Genomic DNA, 22,380 nt, shown 5'->3' on the forward strand with positions numbered 1-22,380 from the left:
AGGTGACCTGCATCGCCACGGCGATGGCGCTGCCCATCGCGGCACCGGCGACGCCGAAGGCCGGCAGTCCGAACGCGCCGTGGATCAAGACGATACTGGCCCCGACGTTGATGGGCAGCGAAAGGCAATAGCTGTAGAGCGGGACGCGCGTGCGCCCGCATCCGTTGAAGAAACTGGACAGCACTTGCCCCACCGTCTCACCCGCAACGACCAAGGCGAAGACCGTCAGATAGGCGCGGGCCATATCGCCGATTTCGGGCGTGGGGGCCAGCGATGCGATCACCGCCTGCCCGAACACCGCGACGATCCCAAGGCCCAGCCCGCCGACCGCAATGCTGATCAGCATTCCGCACAGGAGGGAGGAGCGCAGGAAGGCCATGTCGCCGGTGCCGAACGCCTGCGCGGTGCGGATCTGCAGCGCGTTCGCGAAGGCGAACACCGCACCCAGGACGAAACCCGCGATGGCGGCGGCGATACCCATCGCGGCCAGCGATTCCTCGCCCAGACCGGCGACGAGATAGGCGTCGATCACCACCGTTCCGTGCAGGATCATCGCCTTGATGGCCATCGGCCAGGCCAGGGCGAAGATGGTGCGGGCCGGCGCGTCCAATGCCGAATGTGGCGTCGCCGTCACGGGTGGCGCGGTCGGGGTGGCGGCGGCACTGTCGTCAGTCCAAATCGAAGTATTCAGCGTTGGAGGCGACGATCGCCTCGATCGTCTCGTCCAAGCGCGTCAGGTGCAGCATTCCGGCCGCGACGGCCCGATCGGCATCCCCATCCCGGATCGCGTCCACGATGCGGGTGTGATCGTCCAGAAGCTGCGGCATCCGGTCTTCCTTGGCGAGGCTGAGCAAGCAAAGCCGGTCGACCTTGGCCTTTTCTGCGGTGATGATCTCGAAAGCGAAATCGACGCCGGCCACGTCGCAGATCGCTTCGTGGAAGGCATAGTCCAGCGCGCCGAAGGCCTTGTAGTCGCGGGCCTCCACCGCAGCGGCCTGGTCGGTCAGGCAGGCGTCCAGCCGCGCGACACCGTCCGCGTCGTCGATATCCGCGGCGCGCCGCAGAACTTCGGCTTCCACCGCGGCGCGGACGAACCGGGCCTTGGCCACTTCCCGCAGGGAAAAGCGGCGCACGATCGTGGCCCGCTGTGGGCGGATCAGCAGCAGATCGAGATTGGCGAGTCGGCTGAAGGCATCGCGCACCGGCTGACGCGAGACGCCGAACTTGGCGGCGACATCGGCTTCGGAGATCTTGTCGCCGGGACGCAGATTCAGGCTGGTGATCTGCGCGTACAAGTCGTCGAACACATCGTCGACGGAGGTACGGCGGTCGCGGACACGGCTTGTCATGTTCATTTTCGCTCGTCTCCGTGGTTGCGATCGACCGTTGCGGCCGATGTCGGGCCGTCCGTCGCCCTGCCTTGGAAGAAGGGGCTGCGCGATTATGGGTCGCAGCCATCATCACGAAAAGTGCCATGGAGTCTAGACTGGTGCGAAAAAAATTCGACTAGTATACCAAGCCAGAGGAGACGCGAATCAGCCGATCGTATCAATACGATACGGGGGCCGATTCAGACTTGGGGAGATCGGATGGCGGGTGAGGGCATCATGGCCGGCGTACGTCTGGACGGCATCGTGAAAGCATATGGTGCGGTCCAGGTCGTGCATGGGATCGACCTTGAGGTCGCGCCGGGCCAATTCGTGGTTCTAGTGGGTCCGTCGGGCTGCGGCAAGTCGACGACGTTGCGCATGATCGCCGGCCTGGAGGAGATTTCGGACGGCGCGTTGAGCATTGACGGTCGGCACATGAACCGCGTGGCCCCCAAGGACCGCGATGTGGCGATGGTGTTCCAGAACTACGCGCTCTACCCCCACCTGAACGTGGCCGATAATATCGCGTTCGGCCTGCGCATCCGCAAGGCTCCGAAGGACGAGATTGCGCGTCAGGTCAAGGACGTGGGCGGCATCCTGGGGCTGACCGATTACCTCGATCGTCGTCCTGCCGACCTGTCGGGGGGGCAACGCCAACGTGTCGCCATGGGCCGGGCCATCGTGCGCCAACCCAAGGTTTTCCTGTTCGACGAGCCGCTGTCCAACCTGGACGCCAAGCTGCGCACGCAGATGCGCGCCGAAATCAAGCGCCTGCACAAACGGCTGGGGGCGACATCGATCTATGTGACCCACGATCAGGTGGAAGCGATGACCCTGGCCGACCGGATCGTGGTGATGCACGACGGCCGGATCGAGCAGATCGGAACGCCGATGGAGCTGTTCCTGAACCCCGCCAACACCTTCGTCGCCGGTTTTCTGGGCGCGCCGCCGATGAACATGATCGACGCGCGGATCGTGGACGGCACCGACGCACCCATTGCCGAATTCGGTGGTCAGCGCCTTCGCATGCCCGACCTTGCCGCGCTTCGCAACGCAACCGGGCGGGACGTCATTCTGGGTGTCCGGCCCGAGTTCGTCGATGTGTCGGAGGGACAGACGCCTGACCACATCGCCATCGATGTCGACCTGGTCGAGACGCTGGGGTCCGAAGCGCTGGTCCACGCGACGCTGGACGGCAAGCCCTTCGTGATCCGCACCGAAACGATGGGCCGGGCCCATACCCTTGAACAGGTGTCGGGCTTCGCCGTGGCCCCCCATCTGATCCGGGTGTTCGACGCAGCGACGGGCGCGGCGCTTCCGGGCCAGGTGCACGACCGATGAGCACCGAAACCAGCCCCGCCCTCGGCCAGACCGAAAAACTGGTCATCGAGGCCCGCGAGGCGCAGCGCCGCCGGGAAGGAAGCCGCATCGCACGGGTGGGCGACCATCTGAAGCGGGAATGGCAGCTTTACGCGATGCTGCTGCCGACGATCATCTGGCTGCTGCTGTTTCTCTACAAACCGATGTATGGCCTGCAGATCGCGTTCAAGGATTACTCCCTGTTCCGGGGTATCGCGGCCAGTCCGTGGATCGGGTTCGAGCATTTCGAGACGCTGTTCAACAGCGATCAGTTCCTGCGCGCGCTGCGCAACACGATCATCATGAGCTTCTATACGCTGGTGTTCGGCTTTCCGATGCCGATCCTGCTTGCGCTGATGTTCAATGAAATCCTGAACCAGTTCTTCCGCAAGACGGCGCAGACCATCGTTTATCTGCCGCACTTCATCTCGAGCGTGATCATCGCGGGCATCGTCATCACGGCGTTTTCGCCGTCGGCGGGTATCGTGAATACCATCCTCGGATGGTTCGGCATGGATTCCGTCTATTTCCTGACCAAGCCCGAATGGTTCCGCCCCATCTTCGTCGGCACCGGCATCTGGCAGGAGGCGGGGTTTCAGTCGATCGTCTATCTGGCGGCGATTGCGGGCGTGTCGCCGACGCTTTACGAATCCGCGGTCGTCGACGGCGCCAGCCGCTGGCAGATGATGTGGAAGATCACGATCCCGTCGATCATGCCGACGATCATCATCATGCTCATCATCCGCATCGGCAACATCCTGGAGGTGTCGTTCGAGATGATCATCCTGCTCTATCAGCCGGCCACTTACGAGACGGCGGATGTGGTCAACACCTTCATCTACCGGCAGGGCCTGCAGGGTGGGCAATACGATTTCGCGGCCGCGGCCGGTTTGTTCAACGCCGTCGTCGCCTTCGTTCTGGTGATGACCGCGAACACGATCTCCAAGCGCTATTCGCGCACGTCACTGTGGTGAGGGGGTAGTCGCATGGCGAACATGAATCTCTATTCGCGCGGCGACAAGCTGTTCGTCATCATCAACATGGTGCTGATCACGCTGTTCACGATCGCGACGCTCTATCCGTTCATCTACATCGCGTCGCTGTCGATGAGCTCGGGCTTCGCGGCGCGGGCGGGCAACGTCATCCTGACGCCGGTGGGGTTCACGCTGGAAGCCTACAAGCAGGTCCTGAGCGAGGCGCAGTTCTGGATCAGCTATCGCAACACGTTCATCTATACGATCGGCGGCACGCTGATGAGCCTCGTGTTCATCATCCCCGGTGCCTACGCGCTGTCGCGACCGCAGCTGTATGGCCGGCGGTTCTGGAACCTGATGGTGGCCTTTACCATGTGGTTCAACGCGGGCCTGATTCCGTTCTTCCTGAACTTTCGGGACCTTGGCCTTCTGGACAGCTATTTCGGGATCATCATCGGTTTCGCCGTCAACGGCTTCAACATCATCCTGCTGCGTAACTTCTTCGAGGCGATCCCGCAAAGCTTCGAGGAGGCGGCGCGCATGGACGGCGCCAACGAATTCCAGGTGCTCTGGAAGGTCTATGTCCCGCTGTCCAAGCCCGCCATCGCGACGGTCGCCTTGTTCTGCATCGTGTCGCGCTGGAACGGGTTCTTCTGGGCGATGGTCCTGTTGCAGGACGAGGACAAGATCCCGCTGCAGGTCTATCTGCGCCACGTCATTCTGGAGCTTTCGGATGACGAGGAATTCTCGACGACGCTGATCAACGCCCCGTATTCCTTCGAGACGGTGTCGGCGGCGATCATCGTCTGTTCGATCATCCCCATCCTGCTGATCTATCCGTTCCTTCAGAAATACTTCTCGAAGGGCATCCTGCTGGGCGGGGTGAAGGAATGACGCAAACGACACGACTGCTTCGCGTAAGGGAGGAAACCATGCGAAACTTCAAATTAGCGCTTGCCATACTTGGGACCACGGCGCTGACGGCCCCGGCTTTTGCAGACGGCCATCTTCAGATCGTGGAAGAGCCGCTGGAACTGACGATCCACATGCATTGGCCCCGGGCCCAGGGCTACGGTGTCGGCGGCAATACAAGCGAGATCTATCCCGTGGAGGAAGCCGCGCGGGAGATGACGAACATCTTCCTCGTCGACGACACCTTCGGTAGCAACACGACCGAAAGCGAGGAGTCGATGAACTTGCTGCTGGCCAGCGGCGACCTGCCCGACATCGTCGGCGGTCACCTGATCCAGCAACCGGTGAACCAATACGGCCCCGAAGGTGCGTTCGTGCCGCTCAACGATCTGGTCGCCGAACACGCGCCCAACATCCAGGCCTTCTGGGACAGCCATCCTGGCCTGCAGGATGCGATTTCGTCCTACGACGGCAATTACTACTACATCCCCTACCTGCCCGACGGTCAATTTGGTCGCGCCTGGTTCATCCGCCAGGACTGGCTGGATGCGCTGGGGTTGGAGCAGCCGCAGAACGTCGACGAGCTCTATGACGTGATGGTCGCCTTCCGCGATCAGGATCCCAACGGCAACGGCATGGCCGACGAAATCCCGTATTTCGCCCGCCAATGGGAGGAGGTGAACCGCCTTCTGACGCTGTGGGACGCGCGCTCCTCGGGGTCCGACACCTACCACGACTTCTACGTCAACGACGACGGCAAGGTCGTGCACCCCTATGCGCAGGACGCCTACAAGACCGGCATCGCCAACATCGCGAAGTGGTACGAAGAAGGTCTGATCGACCCCGAAATCTTCACCCGCGGATCGTCGTCGCGCGACTATCTTCTGTCGGAAAACCTGGGCGGCCTGACCCACGATTGGTTCGCGTCCACCTCGGGCTACAATTCCGCGCTGGCCGACAGCGTCGAAGGCTTCAACTTCATCCCGTTCCTGCCGCCCGCTTCCGTCAGCGGCGTGCGGATGGAGGAGCATCGCCGCATCCCGATCAAGCCCGACGGCTGGGCGATCAGCTATGCGAACGAGCATCCGGTCGAGACGATCAAATACTTCGACTTCTGGTTCACCGAGGAGGGGCGCCTGCTGTCCAACTTCGGGGTCGAAGGCAAGACCTGGGACATGATCGACGGAGAACCGGTCTATAAGGACGCCGTCCTGAATTCCGATCAGGCGGTGAACAGCCAGATGTATCTGGAAGGCGCGCAGATTCAGCGCGGCTATTGGCAGGATTACCGCTACGAACTGCAGTGGACGTCCGAGGCCGCGCGCGAAGGCATCGCGCTTTATGAGGCGAACGACCTGCTGGTCGATCAATTCCTGGGCGTCGCCTTCAACCAGGAGGAGCAGGCGATCTACGACCGCTACTGGCCCTCGATCCGCACCTACATGCTCGAGCGGAACCAGGCCTGGATCCTGGGGTCGGGCGACGTGGAGGAAGACTGGGACGCCTATATCGAGACGCTCGACAACATGGGCTACGATCAGGTGATCGAGGTTTTGAACTCCGCCTACGCGCGTCAGTACGGCTGACCCGCGATCAGACGTGCGACCCCTGATCGGGGTCGCACCCCCTTTTTCGACAGAACCGAAAGTGCGGACCCGATGGCGAAAGACGGCCTTTCCATGCTCGACGAACCCAAGGCGGGGCGATTGACCATCGGCTATGCACCCGACGCGACGACGCAGATCGTCGAGAACCCACCGCGCTTCACCTGGCTGCCGGTGATCGAGGACGAGGCGCAATATGTGCTGCGCGTGTCATCCGACCCGGTGTTCCCCAAGGGCAAGACCCGCACCTATCCGGGCATTCCCCTGAATTTCTTCACGCCCGATACGCCGCTGGATGCGGGGACATACCATTGGTCCTATGCCGTCTGCGACGATGGCGGCGCGCCCGCCACCGACTGGAGCGAGACCCGAAGCTTTACCCTTGCCGACGGCCTGCCCCAGACGCCGCTGCCACCGCGCGCCACGCGTCTGGCGGATGCGACGCGCCAGCACCCCCGCCTGTGGATGACGCCCGAGCGCTTGAGCGATTTTCGCGCGGCCGTTCAGGCCGATCCGGACCATTGCACCTGGTCCACGTTCCACGAGAAATCGGTCCTGCCGTGGATGGACCGCGAGATCATGGCGGAGCCTGCGGGATACCCCGATCACAAGCGCGTCGCGTCGGTCTGGCGCAAGACCTATATCGACTGTCAGGAACTGCTCTATGCGATCCGCCATCTGGCGATCGGCGGCACCGTCACGGGCGACGACGCGATGCGGGGGCGGGCCAAGGCGTGGCTTTTGTCGGCCGCGGCTTGGTCGCCGACGGGGACGACATCGCGCGCCTATACCGATGAATGGGCGTTCCGCGTGAACCTGGCGCTGGCCTGGGGGTACGACTGGCTGCACGACATTTTGGACGAAGATGAACGCGCGCTGGTCCGCGACGCCCTGCTGGCCCGCACGCGGGAAACGGCGGATCACATCATCCGCAACGCGCGCATTCAGCTGTTCCCCTATGACAGTCATGCGGTCCGCGCCGTGTCGGCCGTGCTGATCCCCGCCGCGATCGCCCTGCTGGACGATGCGGAGGAGGGCGACGCGCTCGGCGAAGCCGAGGACTGGCTGCAGTATTCCATCGAATTCCTGTTCGCCGTCTATTCACCCTGGGGTGACGCCGATGGCGGCTGGGCCGAAGGCCCGCATTACTGGATGACGGGGATGGCCTATCTGATCGACGCGGCGAACCTGCTGAAATCCTATACCGGCATCGACCTCTACCAGCGGCCGTTCTTCCAGAAGACCGGGGACTTCCCGCTGTACACCAAGGCCCCGGATACGCGCCGCGCGACCTTCGGAGACGACAGCACCATGGGCGACCTGCCGGCGGTGAAGATCGGGTTCAACCTGCGTCAGTTCGCGGGCGTGACAGGCGACGGCGCGTATCAGTGGTACTACGACGAGATTTTGCGCACGAACCCCGGGACCGACATGGCGTTCTACAACTGGGGCTGGTGGGATTTCCGCTTCGACGAGCTGACGTATCGTACCGATTTCCCCATCGTGGAGGCAACACCCCCGACCGATGGCATGCGCCATTTCGCCGGGATCGGCTGGGTCGCGATCCAGCGCGGCATGGCCACCCCCGACGATCGCATCCAGTTCGTGATGAAATCGTCGCCCTTCGGGTCGGTCAGTCATAGCCACGGCGATCAGAACGCCTTCTGCCTGGCCGGCTTCGGCGAAGATCTGGCTATTCAGTCGGGGCATTACGTCGCCTTCAATTCCACCATGCATCAGAACTGGCGGCGCCAGACCCTTTCGAAAAACGCGATCCTGATCGACGGCAAGGGACAATACGCCGGCAAGGACAAGGCCGAGGCCATGCGTGCCACCGGCCGGATCGAGGTGGCGGAGGATCGGGGCGATCATATCTTCATCCGCGGCGACGCGACCGCAGCCTATCGCAGCCTGACGCCCGAAGTAACCAGTGTGACGCGCGACGTCTATTTCGTGAACGGCGAATATTTCGTCTTCGTCGATGCCATCGACGCCGACATGCCCGTGTCCATCGACTGGCGGTTGCATGCGAACGCGCCGATGACGCTAGGGGCCAGCACGTTCCGATATGCCGGGGACACGGCCGGATTCTACGGTCAAGTCCTGTGGTCCGAAGCTGGCACGCCGACCCTGTCGCAGGAGACCGGCTTCCCGAACGTGGACCCGGTCGACTACGAGGGCCTTCCGGTCAGCACCTGCCTGACCGCGCGCTATCCCAAAGCGACGCGCCACCGGATCGCGACGCTTCTGGTGCCCTATCCCAAGGCCGCGCCGCGCCGCGTCTTCAGCTTCCTGGATGACCAGGGCTACGACTGCGATCTTTATTTTACGGATGCCGACGACCGCAGTTTCAAGGTCGTGGTGCCCAAGACATTCGACGTCGGATGACCGGCCAAATGACATCACCACGAAGGGGCAAGACATGAAATTCACGGGACAGGCGGCGATCGTCACGGGCGGCGGGCGCGATATCGGACTCGCTGCCGCGCGCAAGCTGGCGGCCGAAGGCGCAAGCGTCGCCATCAATTATTTCTCCAGCGGTGACGGAGCCGATACGGCGGTCCAAGAGATCACGGCGGCGGGGGGCAAAGCCTTTGCGCTGCAGGGGGACCTCACCAAACCGGCCGATGTGGACGCGCTGGTGGCCAAGGCAATGGACGATTTCGGCCGCATCGACGTGCTGGTCAACAATGCCGGTGGCCTGATCGCGCGCAAGAAAGTGGCCGAGATGCCGCTGGAGCATTGGCAGGCGGTCATGGACCTGAACCTGACCAGCACGTTCCTGATGACCCACGCCTGCCTTCAACACATGAAGACGGGGACCATCGTGAACCTGGCCAGCCAGGCGGGCCGCGACGGCGGCGGTGCAGGTGCGGTCGCCTATGCCGCGTCCAAGGGCGCGGTGATGACCATGACGCGCGGTCTGGCCAAGGAACTGGGCCCCGACATTCGCGTCAACGCGCTGTGCCCCGGCATGATCGACACCGATTTTCACAACGTCCACACGCCCGATGCCGCCCGCCGGGGCCTGGAGGCGAACGCCCCCGCCCGCCGTCAGGGCATCCCCGAGGATACGGCGAACCTGATCGTGTTCCTGGCCAGCGAGGACAGTGGGTTCATCACCGGCACGAACATCGACATAAACGGCGGTATGCTCTTTTCCTGAGCAAAAAGGACCGATCAATGACCGAATTTCCAGTCGTCCCCAGCGGCGAAAACGTCACCCGTCAGGTCCTTGCGGATCATGCAGACCTGATGGTCGTCGCCTTCCGCTTTGGGGCGGTGGGGGCGGAGGGCGCGCTTCACGACCACCCCCACGTGCAATCGACCTACGTGGAGAGCGGTCGGTTCCGCTTCACTTTGGGGGATGAGACGCGGGAGGTCGGGCCGGGCGACAGCTTCGTCATCCCGTCGGGCCTGACACACGGCTGCGTCTGCCTGGAGCCGGGGACGCTGGTGGATGGGTTCACCCCCCGGCGCGACGACTTTCTCTGAATGCGGGTCCTGGCGATCGGCGAATGCATGGCCGAACTGGCCCCCGCCCCGTCGGACGGCGACTACCGTCTGGGCTTCGCCGGGGACACATTCAACACGGCATGGTATCTGGCGCGGATGGGCGACGTGCCGACCGCCTATTTTACAGCGCTGGGGACGGACGCGCTGTCGACGCGTATGAGGGCCTTCATGGCCGACAGCGGCATCGACGTCTCGGCCATCCGAACGATCGAAGGCGGGACCGTCGGCCTTTACCTCATCTCCCTGCAAAACGGAGAACGCAGCTTTTCGTACTGGCGGGGCCAGTCGGCGGCGCGCGCCTTGGCGGACGATGCAACTGCGCTTGCCGATGCAATGTCCGGGGCCGATCTGATCTATCTGTCCGGAATTACGCTGGCCATCCTGGACCCGGCGGCGCGTGAACGATTGCTGGTGGCGCTGGCCAATGCGCGCGCAGACGGTCGCAAGGTCGCCTTCGACCCCAACCTGCGGCCCCGTCTCTGGCCCGATACGGCGACGATGACCGATGCGATCATGGCGGCGGCGGGCGTCTGCGACATCGCGCTGCCGTCATTCGAGGACGAGGCATCGTTCTTCGGAGATGTGGACATCGATGCGACGGCAGATCGTTATGCCGCGGCCGGGGCAACCACCGTCGTGGTGAAGAACGGAGACGGCGCGGTCCGCTATATGATTGGCGGACACCGCGGCACCGTCCCGGTGGAGCCGGTGACATCTGTCGTCGATACGACGGCGGCGGGCGACAGCTTCAACGCCGGCATCCTTGCGTCCATCGCGCAAGACCGCCCACTCACCGACGGCATCGCCCAGGCCTGCCGGTTGGCAGCGCAGGTCGTGCAGGGACGCGGGGCCCTTGTGCCCGTGGACATCGCCCGGTCCTGACGGGTTTTAACCCGACACGTAATCCTTGACGGCCGCGCGGGCGCCGGCACGTTCCAACGTCGCATAGGCCTGCAGGATCGCTGCGCGGAATGCGGCATTCCTGGCCAGGTCACGATCGAAGATCGAGGTCATGCCCAGCAGTGCATCGACCCGGCCTTCGGTCGTATCGGCCCCGTCGCTTGCGGCCCTGAGGGTCTTTGCATGTGGGTCGCGCACGTCGATCGCCTTGCCGTCCTCGTCGACGCCGCCGACGTATCGCATCCACGCTGCCACGGCGAGGCACAGGCCCGCTGGCACGTGGCCCGCGTCCATCGCATCGCGGATCGTTCCCAAAAGGCGTTGGGGAAGTTTCTGGCTGCCGTCCATCGCGATCTGCCAGGTGCGGTGACGGATCGCGCGGTCGCAGTAACGCTCCATCAGGGTGTCGCAATAGGCGTGCAAATCCTCCCCCTCGGGCGGGGGCACGGTCGGCAGGATTTCATCTTGCCAGAGCTTGCGGCACAGCGCGGCAAAATCCGGGTCGGCGACGGCATCGGCAATGGTCTCGAACCCGGCGAGGTATCCCAGATAAGCCAGCGCGGAATGGGTCCCGTTCAGACAGCGCAGCTTCATCGTCTCGTGCGCCGCCACGTCGCGCACCATCTGCGCGCCGGCTTGGTCCCACGCCGGTCGGCCCGCGATGAAATCATCCTCGACGACCCATTGGCGAAATGCTTCGTGAACGACGCAACCCGGATCGAAATATCCGGCCGTCTGGGCCAGACGGGCCACATCGGCGTCCGTCGTTGCGGGCGTGATGCGGTCGACCATGGTCGCAGGGAACGTGACGTTCGCCGCAATCCAATCGGCAAGATCGGCATCGTAGGCCTGCGCGAAATCTAGCACGACCGCCCGCGCGACTGCCCCGTTCGACGGGAGGTTGTCGCACGACAGGACGGTGAACGCCGGCTGGCCCGCATCGCGGCGGCGGGCCAGCGCGGTGACGATGAAACCGACGGCACTGCGCGGCGCGTCCGGGTTCGACAGATCGTGCTGGATATCAGGGTGATCGCGGTTCAACCGTCCGGTCGCCGGGTCGTGGCAATAGCCCTTTTCGGTGATGGTGAGCGACACGATGCGCGTGGCCGGGTCCGCCATGATGGCAACGACCGCGGCGGGGTCATCGGGTGCGACCAGAACATCGCGAACGGCGGAAATGATGCGGTGGGTGTCGCCCCCGGTGGCAAGCGTGACCGAGGTATAGCAGCCGCCTTGCGGACCCAACTGATCGCGTGCGGTCGAACTTCGCAGGCTGACGGCGATGATGCCCCAATCGCCCCCCGCTTCGGCCATGGCGTCATCGGTATAGACGGCGTTGAACGCCCGAAAGAACGCCCCCGGTCCCAGATGGACGATGCCATGGCCGGGGGGCGGGCGCGACCGGGTCAGGCGCGGACTACCGGGCAAGCCAGCCCCCATCCACGTTCAGCACGGCGCCGGTAACATAGGCCGACGCCGGCATGCACAGAAACCCGACGGCCCCGGCGATGTCTGCCGGATCGCCCCACCGGCCCGCGGGGATACGGCCCAGGATTTCGGCGGAGCGGACGGGATCGTCGCGCAGGGCGGCGGTGTTGTCCGTGGCGATATAGCCGGGGGCCACCGCGTTCACGTTGATCCCATGGGTGGACCATTCGTTCGCCAGGATCTTGGTCAGCCCGGCGACACCGTGCTTGGACGCGGTGTAGGCGGGAACGCGAATGCCCCCCTGGAACGACAGCAGCGAGGCGATGTTCACGATGCGCCCGCCCGTATTCCGCGCGATGGCCGCGCGCGCGAACGCCTGGCACAGCACGAAGACCGCCTTGAGGTTCACGTCCATCACATCGTCCCAGTCGGCCTCGGTATACTCGACGGAGTCCGCGCGCCGGATGATGCCCGCGTTGTTCACCAGAATATCCAGATCGCCCGCATCCGACAGGCGTGCGCCCGCCGCAACCGGATCGGCAAGGTCCAGCGTGAGCTCTTCGCCCGCGCCCCCGGCCGCTTCGATCCTGCGCAGCGTCTCGGCGCAGCTTGACCGGCCGGCGGCGACGACGGTGGCGCCGGAAGCCGCCAGACCGATGGCGATGGCCTGACCGATCCCGGTGTTGGCCCCCGTCACAAGGGCGCGCTTGCCCGCCAGATCAAAGGCTGCGGTCATCGCAGCGCATCCATCGGCACCATGTCCATGTCGGTGAAATCCACGTTGTCGCCCGCCATGGCCCAGCAAAAGGTGTAGGACGCCGTGCCGGCCCCGGCATGGATCGACCACGGCGGGGAAATCACCGCCTCCTCGTTGGCCATGACGATGTGGCGGGTCTGATCCGGCGTGCCCATCAGGTGAAAGACGCGCGCGTCTTTGGGCATGTCGAAATACAGATACGCCTCCATCCGTCGGTCGTGCAGATGCGCAGGCATCGTGTTCCAGACCGATCCTTCGGCGAATTGCGTATAACCCATGACCAGCTGGCAGGTGTCCAGCACCTCGGGATGCAGGAACTGGATGATCACACGCTCGTTCGCCGTCTCGCGCGCGCCCATTTCGACGCGGCGGGCGTCAGCGATGCGGACCAGACGGGTGGGGCACGTCCGATGGGCCGGGGCCGACAGGACGTAGAAGCGGCCTTCGGCAAAGGTGAGGGGCCCGGACCCCATGCCGACATACAAGATCTCGCCGCGCGCCATCTCGTGCGTCTCACCGCCGACGGTCACCTTGCCGCGGTCGGCCAGGCTCAGAATGCCCATCTCCCTGCGTTCCAGGATCGAAGCGGTTCCGGTTTCGGGCACGGCGTCCAGCGTTAGCGGCGCGCCATCCGGCACGACGGAGCCAAGGATCAGCCGGTCGTAATGCGAATAGACCAGCGTGATCTCTCCGGGGGTAAACAGGTCTCCGACATGGAAATGATCGCGCAGGGTTTCGGTGTCGAACCCCTTGGCGGTGGTGGGATCGACGGCGTAGCGGGTCTGGGCGTTGGTCATCAGGATACTCCGAGGATCACAGGTTATAGGCGTTCTTGGCCAAACGGTAGCTGAGGTCATGCGCGACCTCGTGGGCGTCGGCTTCCCGAAGGCGGCCGGTCATGACCAATTCGGCGAGGTAGGCGCAATCCGATCGGCGGGCGACATCGTGCCGCGCCGGGATCGAGCAAAAGGCGCGGGTGTCGTCGTTGAAGCCCGCGGTGTTGTAGAAGCCGCAGGTTTCGGTCGTGGCCGTGCGGAACCGTTTGATCCCCTCGTAGCTGTCGAAGAACCACCAGGGCGGGCCAAGGCGCAGGGCGGGATAGGCCCCTGCCATAGGCGCCAGTTCGCGCCCGTAGGCCGTCTCGTCCAGAGTGAAGAGGATGATCTTCAGCGCGGGTTCCATCCCGACGGCATCCAGCAGCGGTTTCAGGGAACCGACATAATCGGTGCGTCCTGGAACATCGAACCCCTTGTCGCGGCCATGCCGGGCCAGGACGTCGGCATTGTGGTTGCGGCGCGCGCCGGGATGGATCTGCATCACCAGACCGTCATCCAGGCTCATCCGTGCCATCTCGGTCAGCATCTGACCCCGGAAGGCATCCGCCTCCACCGCCGTGCAATCACCCGCCAGCGCCTTGTGCAGCAGGGCTTCGGCCTGCGCGGCGGGCATGTCTTCCGTCTGGGCGGTTGGATGCCCATGGTCGGTGGCGGTGGCCCCGTGGGCCTTAAACACCGCCCGTCGGTTGCGATGAGCGGCCAGATACCCTGCCCAGCTGTTCGTCTCTTCGCCGGTCAAGGCTCCGAGTGCTGCGACGTTCTCGGCAAACCCCTCGAATTCGGGGTCGACGACCGCGTCGGGCCGGTACGTGGTGATGACGCGACCCGACCAGCCGCTGTCGCGGATCGCGGCGTGCCAGCGCAGATCGTCCAGCGCGCCTTCGGTGGTGGCCAGCGCCTCGATCCCGAACCGGTCGAAGAGGGCGCGGGGGCGGTAATCATCCTGTGCAAGACGCGCTTCGATCCGGTCATAGATGTCGTCGGCGGTGTCGGCCGACAGAACCGTGTCGATGTCGAACAGATGTTCGAACGAATGGTCCAGCCACATGGCCGAAGGGGTGCCGCGGAACAGATGGAAATGCGCCGCGAAACGACGCCAGATCGTGCGCGGATCCGTTTCGACCGGTCCACCATCGACACGCGGCACGCCCAGATCGGCCATCGGGACGCCCTGGCTGACCAGCATCCGGAAGACGTAGTGATCGGGGACGACGAACAATTGGGCCGGATCGGGGAAGCGGGCATTTTCGGCGAACCAGCGGGGGTCGCAGTGGCCGTGAGGGCTGATGATCGGAAGCGGTGCGACCCCTTGGTAGAGCGCGCGCGCAAGATCGCGGGACCGCGCCTCGACAGGAAAAAGACGGTCGGGGTCGGTCAGGGGCATCGGCCGCAATCTCCAGGTTCGCGTATCTGTTCGTCTAGTATTCTAGTTGATCGGTTGTGTCAAAGCCTGTCGCCCCCTAGTTTTCATCGACACAACGGAGGACGTCATGTCCGACAGTTCCGGGCTGGCCCCGCTCCCATCCGGCCCGACGTCGATGACCGACCGGGTGTTCGACACGCTTTACGATGCGGTGATTTCGCTGCGGTTGCCGCCGGGTGCGCGCGTGTCGGAAAGCGAGATCGCCGGACAGCTCGGCGTGTCCCGTCAGCCGGTCCGCGATGCGTTTTTCCGGCTTTCCAACCTTGGCTTGCTGGCGATCCGCCCCCAGCGTCCGACGCTCATCACGCGAATTTCCGGACGGGCGGTGCGCGATGCAGTCTTCGTCCGGACCGCGCTGGAGACGGACTGCCTGCGTGTCGTGATAGAGACCGGCGCAGATGGGGGTGTCGCGCGGCTGACCGACCTGCTTGATAGACAGCGGGCCGCCCTTGCCGGCCCGGACGCGACATCCTTTCACCGTCTTGATGAGGCATTTCACGAAGCGATCTGCGACATCGCCGGCCACGGTCATGTCTGGGCGATCATTCGGGGACAAAAGGCGCATATGGACCGGATCCGCTTCCTGACGCTGTCGGAGGCGCGACGCGGGCAGGTTTTGACCGAACACGCTGGCATCGTCGACTCCATTGCCAACGGCCAGACCGAGCAGGGCCAGATGCGGCTGCGTGACCACATCCGCGGCGTCGTCACCGTCCTTCCGACGCTGCGCGCGAAAGTGCCGGAATATTTCACGGATGCGCCAGGCTGAGCGCGCGTCAAACGGCCGTTGTCAGGAAGGATGTAGCAATTGTGCGGGAACGGTGTCGCGTGTCTTCATTCGATATCCGGTCGGTCGCTGGCGATCCTTGCGGCACCGATCGGACCGGCGGCGCGCCCTTGCGATGCTGGACCTATTTCTGTCCGTGAAGCCGGTCACGCCGATCTTTCCGACCATCCTGCCGTGGCGAACGCCAGGCGGGCCAGTCGATGTTCCGACCGTCCGGCTTCCGACCAGCGCACCTGACCGCGCCGGTCGAATGTGGTGACCCCGATTGGATTCGAACCAATAACCTGCCCCTTAGGAGGGGGCTGCTCTATCCAGTTGAGCCACGGGGCCACGTCGCACAATTAGCGTTGCGCACCGCGGCTTGTCCACAGGTGGTCGGGCGCGCTATCGTCGCCGGACACCGCGCCACGGAGGCCCCATTGACGCGCCGCAACACCCGCCATCAGCATCTGACCCTGCGCGACGTCTCCGAAGCGTCCGGCGTCAGCGAAATGACCGTCAGCAGGGTGCTGCGCAATCGCGGCGACGTCAGCGAGAAGACCCGCGCCAAGGTCGTCGAAACGGCCAAGCGGCTGGGCTACGTTCCCAACAAGATCGCGGGCGCGCTGGCGTCCAACCGCGTCAACCTGGTCGCCGTAATCGTACCCAGCCTGTCGAATCTGGTGTTTCCCGAAGTGATGGCCGGCGTCGATGAAGTGTTGGCGGACACGCCGCTGCAACCGGTGGTCGGCACGACGAACTACGATCCCGCCAAGGAGGAGAAGACCCTGTTCGAGATGCTGTCATGGCGTCCTTCGGGCGTGATCATCGCAGGGTTGGAGCATACCGAGGCCAGCCGCGCGATGCTGGCCAATTGCGGCGTCCCGGTGGTCGAGGTCATGGATGTCGATGGCGATCCCATCGACGCCGCCGTCGGCATCAGCCACTGGCGGGCCGGTTACCATGTCGGCACGGAAATTGCGGCGCGCGGCTATACCCGCGTGGGCGTCCTGGGCACCAAGGTCGACGGTGACCACCGCGCCCGCAAGCGGATCGAGGGGTTGGAGCGTGCATTGGGAGAGGCGGGCATCGGCATCGCCGATCAGATGGCCTATTCCGGCTGGTCGGGTTTCGCCAAGGGGCGGGAAATGACGCAGGCCATGCTGAGCCGCACGCCGGATCTAGATTTCCTGTTTTACACCAATGATCTGACGGGTGCGGGCGGGCTTTTGTTCGCGCTGGAACAAGGTCTGGATGTCGGCGGTGATCTGGGACTGGCGGGGTTCAATGCCTTCACGCTTCTGGACGGTCTGCCGCGCAAGCTTGCCACCGTGGACAGTCGCCGCAGGGAAGCGGGGCAGGTCGCCGCGCGGATCGTCGCGGGGACCCATACCTTCGACGGGGACGACCGCCGCGTCGAACTGGTGCCGACCTTCGACCCCGGACAGACGATGCGTGCGCGCCTGGACGCATGATGCTGATGTGGAAACAATCGTGCGGATGTGCCAACTTTTGCCGCATTTCGCAGTCAAACGCGGGATGACCCCCTTGCGTGGCAACAGATCGGCCACGACCACGACTGACACGCCGTTCGACGGACCGCGGTCGACATGCGCCCGAAGGACGCCCGAGCGATGAACAAACGAACCGAAGCCAATACCTTCAACTTCCAGCACACCCGCAAGGAAGGCGTGTTCCGGACGTGGTTTCGGGGGGAACATACGAACTTCAATCCCGATTTCGAGAAGATGGCCGAGCAGGACTCCGCGCTGAAATGGGTGACGCAAGGGTGGGAACCGGCGGAGCGTATCGTGACGCCGGACACCAAGATCACGGCGTTCGGGTCGTGCTTTGCCGCCAATATTTCCAACTGGTTGGCGGGGCGGAATTATAACATCCTGACCCGCGACGAGGGGTCGAACGCCTATGTGGTGAAATGCGGCGAGGGGATGGTGAACTCCTACGTCATCCGCCAGCAGTTCGAATGGGCCTTCGAGGGCAAGAAGTTCGAGGAGGCGCTGTGGCACGGTTACGAGGCTGAAAGCTATGGCTACGACGAAGATATCCGCAAGCAGACGCTGGATATCTTCTCCAAGACCGACCTCTTCATCCTGACCTTCGGGCTGTCGGAGGTGTGGTACGACGAGGTGACGGGCGGCGTCTTCTGGCGTTCCATCCCGCAGGAGGCTTACGACCCCGAGCGTCACAAGTTCCGCGTCACCACGGTCGAAGAAAACAAGGACAACATTCGCGCGATCTACGACCTGATCCGCAAGCACCGTCCGGACGCCAAGATCATCACGACGCTGTCGCCCGTGCCCCTGATCGCGACGTTCCGGCCCGTCTCGTGCATTTCGGCCAACTCGGTCTCGAAATCCGTCCTGCGTGTGGCCCTTGACGAATTGATGCGCGAACTGGGCGACGACGGCTACCTGCATTACTGGCCCAGCTACGAGATCATCACCGACGTCTTCCATTCGCCCTTCAAGCAGGATCGCCGGCATCTGCCGAAGGCCGTCCTCGACTTCATTATGATGCTGTTCGAGCAGGTCTGGTGCGAACGCCAACCGACGGATGAGGAGATGCTCAAGCATTGGCTGGCCGCGTTGTCGTCCTCCGGGCTGATTTCCGACCGGCTGGAGGCCGTGGTGCGCGACGACAATTTGAACGCGCTCAAGCGGATCATGGGCAAGCGCAAGGTTGCGCGGCACCCCGAGGCAGAGGCCGCGATCCGCGCGCAGCTGGATCGTCTCGAAAAATTGCTGACGAAATAGCGCCATGGCCGACGAAATGCGCAAGAACGCCCTGAAGATGATCGAAACGCTGCCCCGATCGGGGCGCGGGGCCGAGGTCGGAACCCACGAAGGACGCGCGACGCGCGCGCTTGTCGATGTGGCGGCCCCTGTCAGCCTGATCCTGATCGATCCCTGGGCCGAAGACGCGGAGCAGGACGCGCGGCCCTTCGCCTACACCGCCGACCAAGCCGAGCGCGACGCGCAATTCGCCGCCGTCACGGCCAGCTTTCCCGACGCGACCATCGTGCGTCAGCCTTCGACCGATGCGCTGACTGCGCTGCGCGACGCATCGCTCGACTGGCTCTGGCTCGATGGCAACAAGCAGTACGATGTCGTGCTTGCCGATCTTGAACAGGCCGTCCGCGTCGTCCGCCCCGGCGGCACGATTGCCGGTGGCGGCTTTCACTGGGGCACGGAAATGGGCCGTCCCGTGCGGGAAGCGGTGATGGACATCGCCGCCCGGCTGGACGGGTCGGTCTGGCAGAACGAAGGGCAGTTCTGGTCCCTGACCCTGCCAGATACGGTCATGTTGCAAGGTCGCCCGACGGACGAGCGATTCCTGATCATCTCGACCATGAAGAACGAAGCGCCCTACATCCTGGAATGGGTCGCGCATCACCGTGCCATCGGGTTCACCGACTTTCTGGTCTTCACCAACGATTGCGACGATACCACCGACCCGATCCTGGACCGGTTGGAGGAGATCACGCCGGCGGGCGGTGTCCTGACCCATCAGGTGAATACGGTGCTGCAACGCGGCCCCCACAAATCTGCCCTGAAATGGGCGCGCGACCACGTGCTGCGGCACAAGGCGACCTGGATCCTGATCGCGGATGTGGACGAGTTCATCGACATCAAGCTGGAAGATCCGACGATCCAGGGCCTCATGCGCCATCTGGGGCCGGAGACCGATGTCGTCAGTTTTCCATGGAAGATCTTTGGCAACGGCGGGGTGGAGGCGTTCAAGGACAAGCCGCTGACCGCGCAATTCACCTCCTGCGAGCCGGTGCCCAAGCGGGGCGGTCGCAAGATGCGGGACGTCAAGACGATGTTCCGCAAGGCGCACGCGATGTACCACTTCGGACTGCATCGCCCGCGGGTGAAGGAAGACTGGCAGGACCGGATCGTGTGGAAATCGCCGTCGGGCGACGACATCTCGGCCAAGATGAACAAGGGCAAGAAGTGGACGATGCCGTGGGACGGATGTCAGGACACCGCCTATCAGCACCATTATCCGCTGCGGTCGATGGAAAGCTATATCCTCAAGAAGAACCGGGGCCGGGCGAACCACATCAACGAGGATCTGGGCCTGGATTACTGGGACAAGTGGAACATGACCGGCGGCCGCGACAAGACGCTGAAATCCGGTGTGCCCGGCTTTGCCGAAACCCTTGCCACCCTGCGCGCCGATCGCAAGATCCGACAGCTGCACAAACGGGGCGTCCAGTGGCACCGCGACCAGTTCCAGGACCTGATGAAGGAGCCGCGCTACCAGGCGCTGTGGGATGCGTTGAAGGCGCGTGCGGCGAAACCACCGACCGACGACGATCGGGACGACGCGGCCTGACGGGCTTTCTTCTGGCCGGAAATTCCATCGCGGATGGGGGGCTGGCCCCCGCCCGCGTCAGCATTCCGGCAGGTTGACCGCCAATCCGCCCTGCGATGTTTCCTTGTACTTCTCGGACATGTCGCGCCCGGTCTGCCGCATCGCTTCGATGCAATTGTCCAGCGGCATGAAATGCGTCCCGTCGCCCCGCAGCGATAGCGACGCGGCCGAAACCGCCTTGATCGCCCCCAGGCCGTTGCGCTCGATGCAGGGCACCTGAACCAGCCCGCCCGCGGGATCGCAGGTCATGCCCAGATGATGTTCCAGCGCGATCTCGGCGGCATTCTCGATCTGCGCATTCGTGCCGCCCAGGGCCGCGCACAAGCCCGCCGCCGCCATCGCCGACGCTGATCCAACCTCCCCCTGGCAGCCGACTTCGGCACCCGAGATCGACGCATTGTGCTTGATCAAGCCACCGATGGCGGCAGCGGTCAGAAGGAAGGTCTGGATGCCCTGCTCGGTCGCGCCGACGCAGTGATCGCGGTAATACCGGATCGTGGCGGGCACGACCCCGGCGGCCCCGTTCGTCGGAGAGGTGACGACGGCCCCACCGGCTGCGTTCTCCTCGTTCACGGCCATCGCATAGACCGACAGCCAGTCGTTCACGACATGCGGCTGCGCCAGGTTCTTGCCCGCCTCGTCGCGCAGCTGCGCGTGGATCGCCTTGGCCCGCCGCCGCACCGACAGGCCACCGGGCAGAATACCGTCCTGCGCCAGCCCGCGGTCGATACACGCATCCATCGCACGCCAGATGACATCGATCCGGTCGCCCAGCGCGGCCTCGGGGATCAGGGCACATTCGTTGCGCCATTTCATCTGCGCGATGCTCAGATCGGCGCGCGTTCCCATCTGCAACATCTCGACCGCCGTGCCGAAGGGAAACGGAAACCCCGCCTCCGCCTTGGCGGCGTGCAGGTCGGGCGGATCGGTCAACTCGCGGGCCGTCACGACGAACCCGCCGCCGACGGAATAATACGTCTCCTCCATCCGCAGGTTGCCGGCCGCGTCGAAGGCCCGCAGCACCAGGCCATTGGCATGGCCGGGCAGGGGTGGGCCCCAATCGAAGACGACGTCCGTGTCCGGATCGAATGCCATTTCGGACAGGCCGTCCGGTGTCACCGTTCTGTCCGCCCAAAGACGGGTCAGGGCCGTTTCGGCCGCGTCCATGTCGACCGATGCCGGCTCGAATCCCAGCAGGCCCAGCATGACGGCCCGGTCCGTGGCGTGCCCCTTGCCCGTCCAGGCCAGCGATCCATGCAGCGTCGCGGTCAGCCGCGCGGGCGGGCCGGCCCCCGGTTCCGGCTCCGCCCCGCCGCGCAGCGCGGTCAGGAACCGGGCGGCCGCCACCATCGGGCCCATCGTATGCGACGACGACGGGCCGATGCCCGGCTTGAAGATGTCGAAGATGCTCAGGAACATGGGGGCCTCACGGGGCGGTGGTGCGCCGACGGTTAAACTTCCACCGGCGGTGCAGCCAGTGCCACTGCGACGGATGCCGCTCGATCCACGACCCCAGGCGGCCGTTGAAGGCGCGCATCATCGTCTGCGCGTCGCTGTGGGGGATCGGGTCCTCGAAAACGGCGCGCAGACCGTCCTGCCAGGGGGCAAAGGCGGGGATCATTGGAATGTCATAGCGCAGCGCCAGTTCGGCAGCGGCCAGCGACGTCTTGCAGTCGCGGCCCAGGAACGGGATCACCGCGCCGTCGCTCACATGCTGATCGGGCAGCAGGGCCATGAAACCCCCGCCGCGCAGGTGGCCGATCATGGTGCGATACCCTGCCTTGCCCTTGGGGATGATCGGCTGCCCGCCGATGTCGATTCCGGCGCGGAAGATGGGTTCGTAATAGGGGTTGTTGTTGGGGCGATAGATCGCGCCCGCCTCCATCCCCGCGCGCTTCATCACGTGGCGCAGCGCTTCCCACTGGCCGAAGTGACCCGACACGACGATCGCGCCCTTGCCCGTTGCCTTGGCGGCCAGCAGGGCCTCCCAGCCCGGTCCCTCGGGCTGCAGGTCCGCGACGTCGCGGGCAAAGTCGGCGTTGAACCAGATGCCCGTCAGCGACCGCCCGACGTTCCGGCCGACCCCCGCCACGATCCGGTCGCGGCGCGCATCGGTCAGATCGGGCCAGACATG

General features: G+C 64.5%; 20 protein-coding genes and 1 tRNA gene. 12 read left to right on the forward strand and 9 right to left on the reverse strand.

Going from position 1 to position 22,380, the window contains the following annotated elements:
• Positions 1 to 634: MATE family efflux transporter (locus JDO7802_RS06170; RefSeq protein ID WP_187298100.1), on the reverse strand; the 634-nt coding region annotated here is incomplete at its 3' end.
• A gap of 34 nt (positions 635 to 668) precedes the next feature.
• On the reverse strand, positions 669 to 1,355 hold the full coding sequence (locus JDO7802_RS06175) for a GntR family transcriptional regulator (protein WP_055083686.1): 687 nt from the start codon (positions 1,353 to 1,355) through the stop codon (positions 669 to 671).
• 252 nt (positions 1,356 to 1,607) lie between these two features.
• Between JDO7802_RS06175 and JDO7802_RS06180 the strand changes: the two genes are divergently transcribed.
• From JDO7802_RS06180 to JDO7802_RS06215, 8 genes are all read left to right on the forward strand, one after another.
• Entirely contained in the window at positions 1,608 to 2,711 is a 1,104-nt protein-coding gene (locus JDO7802_RS06180; RefSeq protein WP_055084768.1) for an ABC transporter ATP-binding protein, read from the forward strand.
• Positions 2,708 to 3,703 (forward strand): ABC transporter permease, encoded by a 996-nt coding sequence (locus tag JDO7802_RS06185; protein ID WP_083481047.1) that lies wholly within the window; start codon positions 2,708 to 2,710, stop codon positions 3,701 to 3,703. Before JDO7802_RS06180 ends, JDO7802_RS06185 begins: the two co-directional genes overlap by 4 nt.
• A 12-nt stretch (positions 3,704 to 3,715) precedes the next feature.
• Entirely contained in the window at positions 3,716 to 4,597 is an 882-nt protein-coding gene (locus tag JDO7802_RS06190; protein ID WP_055083688.1) for a carbohydrate ABC transporter permease, read from the forward strand.
• A 38-nt stretch (positions 4,598 to 4,635) separates the two neighbouring features.
• Positions 4,636 to 6,201, forward strand: coding sequence for an extracellular solute-binding protein (locus JDO7802_RS06195; RefSeq protein WP_187298101.1), 1,566 nt, complete (start codon positions 4,636 to 4,638; stop codon positions 6,199 to 6,201).
• A gap of 93 nt (positions 6,202 to 6,294) precedes the next feature.
• Positions 6,295 to 8,607 carry a heparinase II/III domain-containing protein gene (locus tag JDO7802_RS06200; protein ID WP_245624131.1) on the forward strand — a complete coding sequence of 771 codons (2,313 nt, stop codon included), beginning with the start codon at positions 6,295 to 6,297 and terminating at the stop codon, positions 8,605 to 8,607.
• Between the two features lie 34 nt (positions 8,608 to 8,641).
• On the forward strand, positions 8,642 to 9,385 hold the full coding sequence (locus tag JDO7802_RS06205; protein WP_055083691.1) for an SDR family NAD(P)-dependent oxidoreductase: 744 nt from the start codon (positions 8,642 to 8,644) through the stop codon (positions 9,383 to 9,385).
• Between the two features lie 17 nt (positions 9,386 to 9,402).
• Positions 9,403 to 9,714, forward strand: coding sequence for a cupin domain-containing protein (locus JDO7802_RS06210; RefSeq protein ID WP_055083693.1), 312 nt, complete (start codon positions 9,403 to 9,405; stop codon positions 9,712 to 9,714).
• Entirely contained in the window at positions 9,715 to 10,617 is a 903-nt protein-coding gene (locus JDO7802_RS06215) for a sugar kinase (RefSeq protein WP_055083695.1), read from the forward strand.
• Positions 10,618 to 10,623: 6 nt separating this feature from the next.
• On the opposite strand, the gene JDO7802_RS06220 is transcribed toward JDO7802_RS06215, so the two are convergent.
• From JDO7802_RS06220 to uxaC, 4 genes are read right to left on the reverse strand one after another with little or no spacing between them, the layout of a single operon-like run.
• Entirely contained in the window at positions 10,624 to 12,075 is a 1,452-nt protein-coding gene (locus JDO7802_RS06220; protein ID WP_055083697.1) for a mannitol dehydrogenase family protein, read from the reverse strand.
• Positions 12,053 to 12,799 carry a 2-dehydro-3-deoxy-D-gluconate 5-dehydrogenase KduD gene (gene kduD, locus JDO7802_RS06225; protein ID WP_055083699.1) on the reverse strand — a complete coding sequence of 249 codons (747 nt, stop codon included), beginning with the start codon at positions 12,797 to 12,799 and terminating at the stop codon, positions 12,053 to 12,055. Before kduD ends, JDO7802_RS06220 begins: the two co-directional genes overlap by 23 nt.
• Positions 12,796 to 13,617: a 5-dehydro-4-deoxy-D-glucuronate isomerase gene (gene kduI, locus JDO7802_RS06230; RefSeq protein ID WP_055083701.1), complete on the reverse strand. Its 822-nt coding sequence runs from the start codon at positions 13,615 to 13,617 to the stop codon at positions 12,796 to 12,798. The genes kduD and kduI overlap by 4 nt, the downstream gene beginning before the upstream one ends.
• A 16-nt stretch (positions 13,618 to 13,633) precedes the next feature.
• On the reverse strand, positions 13,634 to 15,040 hold the full coding sequence (gene uxaC, locus JDO7802_RS06235) for a glucuronate isomerase (RefSeq protein WP_055083703.1): 1,407 nt from the start codon (positions 15,038 to 15,040) through the stop codon (positions 13,634 to 13,636).
• Positions 15,041 to 15,146: 106 nt separating this feature from the next.
• On the opposite strand from uxaC, the gene JDO7802_RS06240 reads away from it, so the two are divergent.
• Complete coding sequence (locus tag JDO7802_RS06240) at positions 15,147 to 15,848, forward strand: GntR family transcriptional regulator (protein ID WP_055083705.1); 702 nt, start codon at positions 15,147 to 15,149, stop codon at positions 15,846 to 15,848.
• Positions 15,849 to 16,119: 271 nt separating this feature from the next.
• On the opposite strand, the gene JDO7802_RS06245 is transcribed toward JDO7802_RS06240, so the two are convergent.
• Positions 16,120 to 16,196 (reverse strand) — tRNA-Arg (locus tag JDO7802_RS06245).
• An 89-nt stretch (positions 16,197 to 16,285) separates the two neighbouring features.
• Here JDO7802_RS06245 and JDO7802_RS06250 point away from each other — a divergent pair.
• From JDO7802_RS06250 to JDO7802_RS06260, 3 genes are all read left to right on the forward strand, one after another.
• Positions 16,286 to 17,320 (forward strand): LacI family DNA-binding transcriptional regulator, encoded by a 1,035-nt coding sequence (locus tag JDO7802_RS06250; RefSeq protein WP_245624133.1) that lies wholly within the window; start codon positions 16,286 to 16,288, stop codon positions 17,318 to 17,320.
• 159 nt (positions 17,321 to 17,479) lie between these two features.
• Entirely contained in the window at positions 17,480 to 18,619 is a 1,140-nt protein-coding gene (locus tag JDO7802_RS06255) for a GSCFA domain-containing protein (RefSeq protein WP_055083707.1), read from the forward strand.
• Positions 18,620 to 18,623: 4 nt separating this feature from the next.
• Positions 18,624 to 20,207, forward strand: a complete 1,584-nt coding sequence (locus tag JDO7802_RS06260) for a class I SAM-dependent methyltransferase (protein WP_055083709.1) — start codon at positions 18,624 to 18,626, stop codon at positions 20,205 to 20,207.
• 57 nt (positions 20,208 to 20,264) lie between these two features.
• Here the strand turns inward: JDO7802_RS06260 and JDO7802_RS06265 are convergent, their stop codons facing one another.
• The gene (locus JDO7802_RS06265; RefSeq protein ID WP_055083711.1) at positions 20,265 to 21,665 is read right to left on the reverse strand and encodes an L-serine ammonia-lyase; all 1,401 of its coding nucleotides are present in this window, start codon (positions 21,663 to 21,665) and stop codon (positions 20,265 to 20,267) included.
• Positions 21,666 to 21,672: 7 nt separating this feature from the next.
• Positions 21,673 to 22,380: lysophospholipid acyltransferase family protein (locus JDO7802_RS06270; protein ID WP_055083713.1), on the reverse strand; the 708-nt coding region annotated here is incomplete at its 5' end.

The organism is Jannaschia donghaensis (assembly GCF_001403795.1).
Classification (GTDB): domain Bacteria; phylum Pseudomonadota; class Alphaproteobacteria; order Rhodobacterales; family Rhodobacteraceae; genus Jannaschia; species Jannaschia donghaensis.

What these genes read in the sequence shown, in the direction of transcription:
- JDO7802_RS06195 (WP_187298101.1), top strand. Translation starts at nt 4,636, where the DNA reads ATGCGAAACTTCAAATTAGCGCTTGCCATACTTGGGACCACGGCGCTG.
- JDO7802_RS06175 (WP_055083686.1), bottom strand. Translation starts at nt 1,355, where the DNA reads ATGAACATGACAAGCCGTGTCCGCGACCGCCGTACCTCCGTCGACGAT.
- JDO7802_RS06260 (WP_055083709.1), top strand. Translation starts at nt 18,624, where the DNA reads ATGGCCGACGAAATGCGCAAGAACGCCCTGAAGATGATCGAAACGCTG.
- JDO7802_RS06190 (WP_055083688.1), top strand. Translation starts at nt 3,716, where the DNA reads ATGGCGAACATGAATCTCTATTCGCGCGGCGACAAGCTGTTCGTCATC.
- JDO7802_RS06210 (WP_055083693.1), top strand. Translation starts at nt 9,403, where the DNA reads ATGACCGAATTTCCAGTCGTCCCCAGCGGCGAAAACGTCACCCGTCAG.
- JDO7802_RS06240 (WP_055083705.1), top strand. Translation starts at nt 15,147, where the DNA reads ATGTCCGACAGTTCCGGGCTGGCCCCGCTCCCATCCGGCCCGACGTCG.
- kduI (WP_055083701.1), bottom strand. Translation starts at nt 13,617, where the DNA reads ATGACCAACGCCCAGACCCGCTACGCCGTCGATCCCACCACCGCCAAG.
- JDO7802_RS06220 (WP_055083697.1), bottom strand. Translation starts at nt 12,075, where the DNA reads ATGGGGGCTGGCTTGCCCGGTAGTCCGCGCCTGACCCGGTCGCGCCCG.
- JDO7802_RS06180 (WP_055084768.1), top strand. Translation starts at nt 1,608, where the DNA reads ATGGCCGGCGTACGTCTGGACGGCATCGTGAAAGCATATGGTGCGGTC.
- JDO7802_RS06255 (WP_055083707.1), top strand. Translation starts at nt 17,480, where the DNA reads ATGAACAAACGAACCGAAGCCAATACCTTCAACTTCCAGCACACCCGC.
- JDO7802_RS06200 (WP_245624131.1), top strand. Translation starts at nt 6,295, where the DNA reads ATGCTCGACGAACCCAAGGCGGGGCGATTGACCATCGGCTATGCACCC.
- JDO7802_RS06265 (WP_055083711.1), bottom strand. Translation starts at nt 21,665, where the DNA reads ATGTTCCTGAGCATCTTCGACATCTTCAAGCCGGGCATCGGCCCGTCG.
- kduD (WP_055083699.1), bottom strand. Translation starts at nt 12,799, where the DNA reads ATGACCGCAGCCTTTGATCTGGCGGGCAAGCGCGCCCTTGTGACGGGG.
- uxaC (WP_055083703.1), bottom strand. Translation starts at nt 15,040, where the DNA reads ATGCCCCTGACCGACCCCGACCGTCTTTTTCCTGTCGAGGCGCGGTCC.
- JDO7802_RS06215 (WP_055083695.1), top strand. Translation starts at nt 9,715, where the DNA reads ATGCGGGTCCTGGCGATCGGCGAATGCATGGCCGAACTGGCCCCCGCC.
- JDO7802_RS06205 (WP_055083691.1), top strand. Translation starts at nt 8,642, where the DNA reads ATGAAATTCACGGGACAGGCGGCGATCGTCACGGGCGGCGGGCGCGAT.
- JDO7802_RS06185 (WP_083481047.1), top strand. Translation starts at nt 2,708, where the DNA reads ATGAGCACCGAAACCAGCCCCGCCCTCGGCCAGACCGAAAAACTGGTC.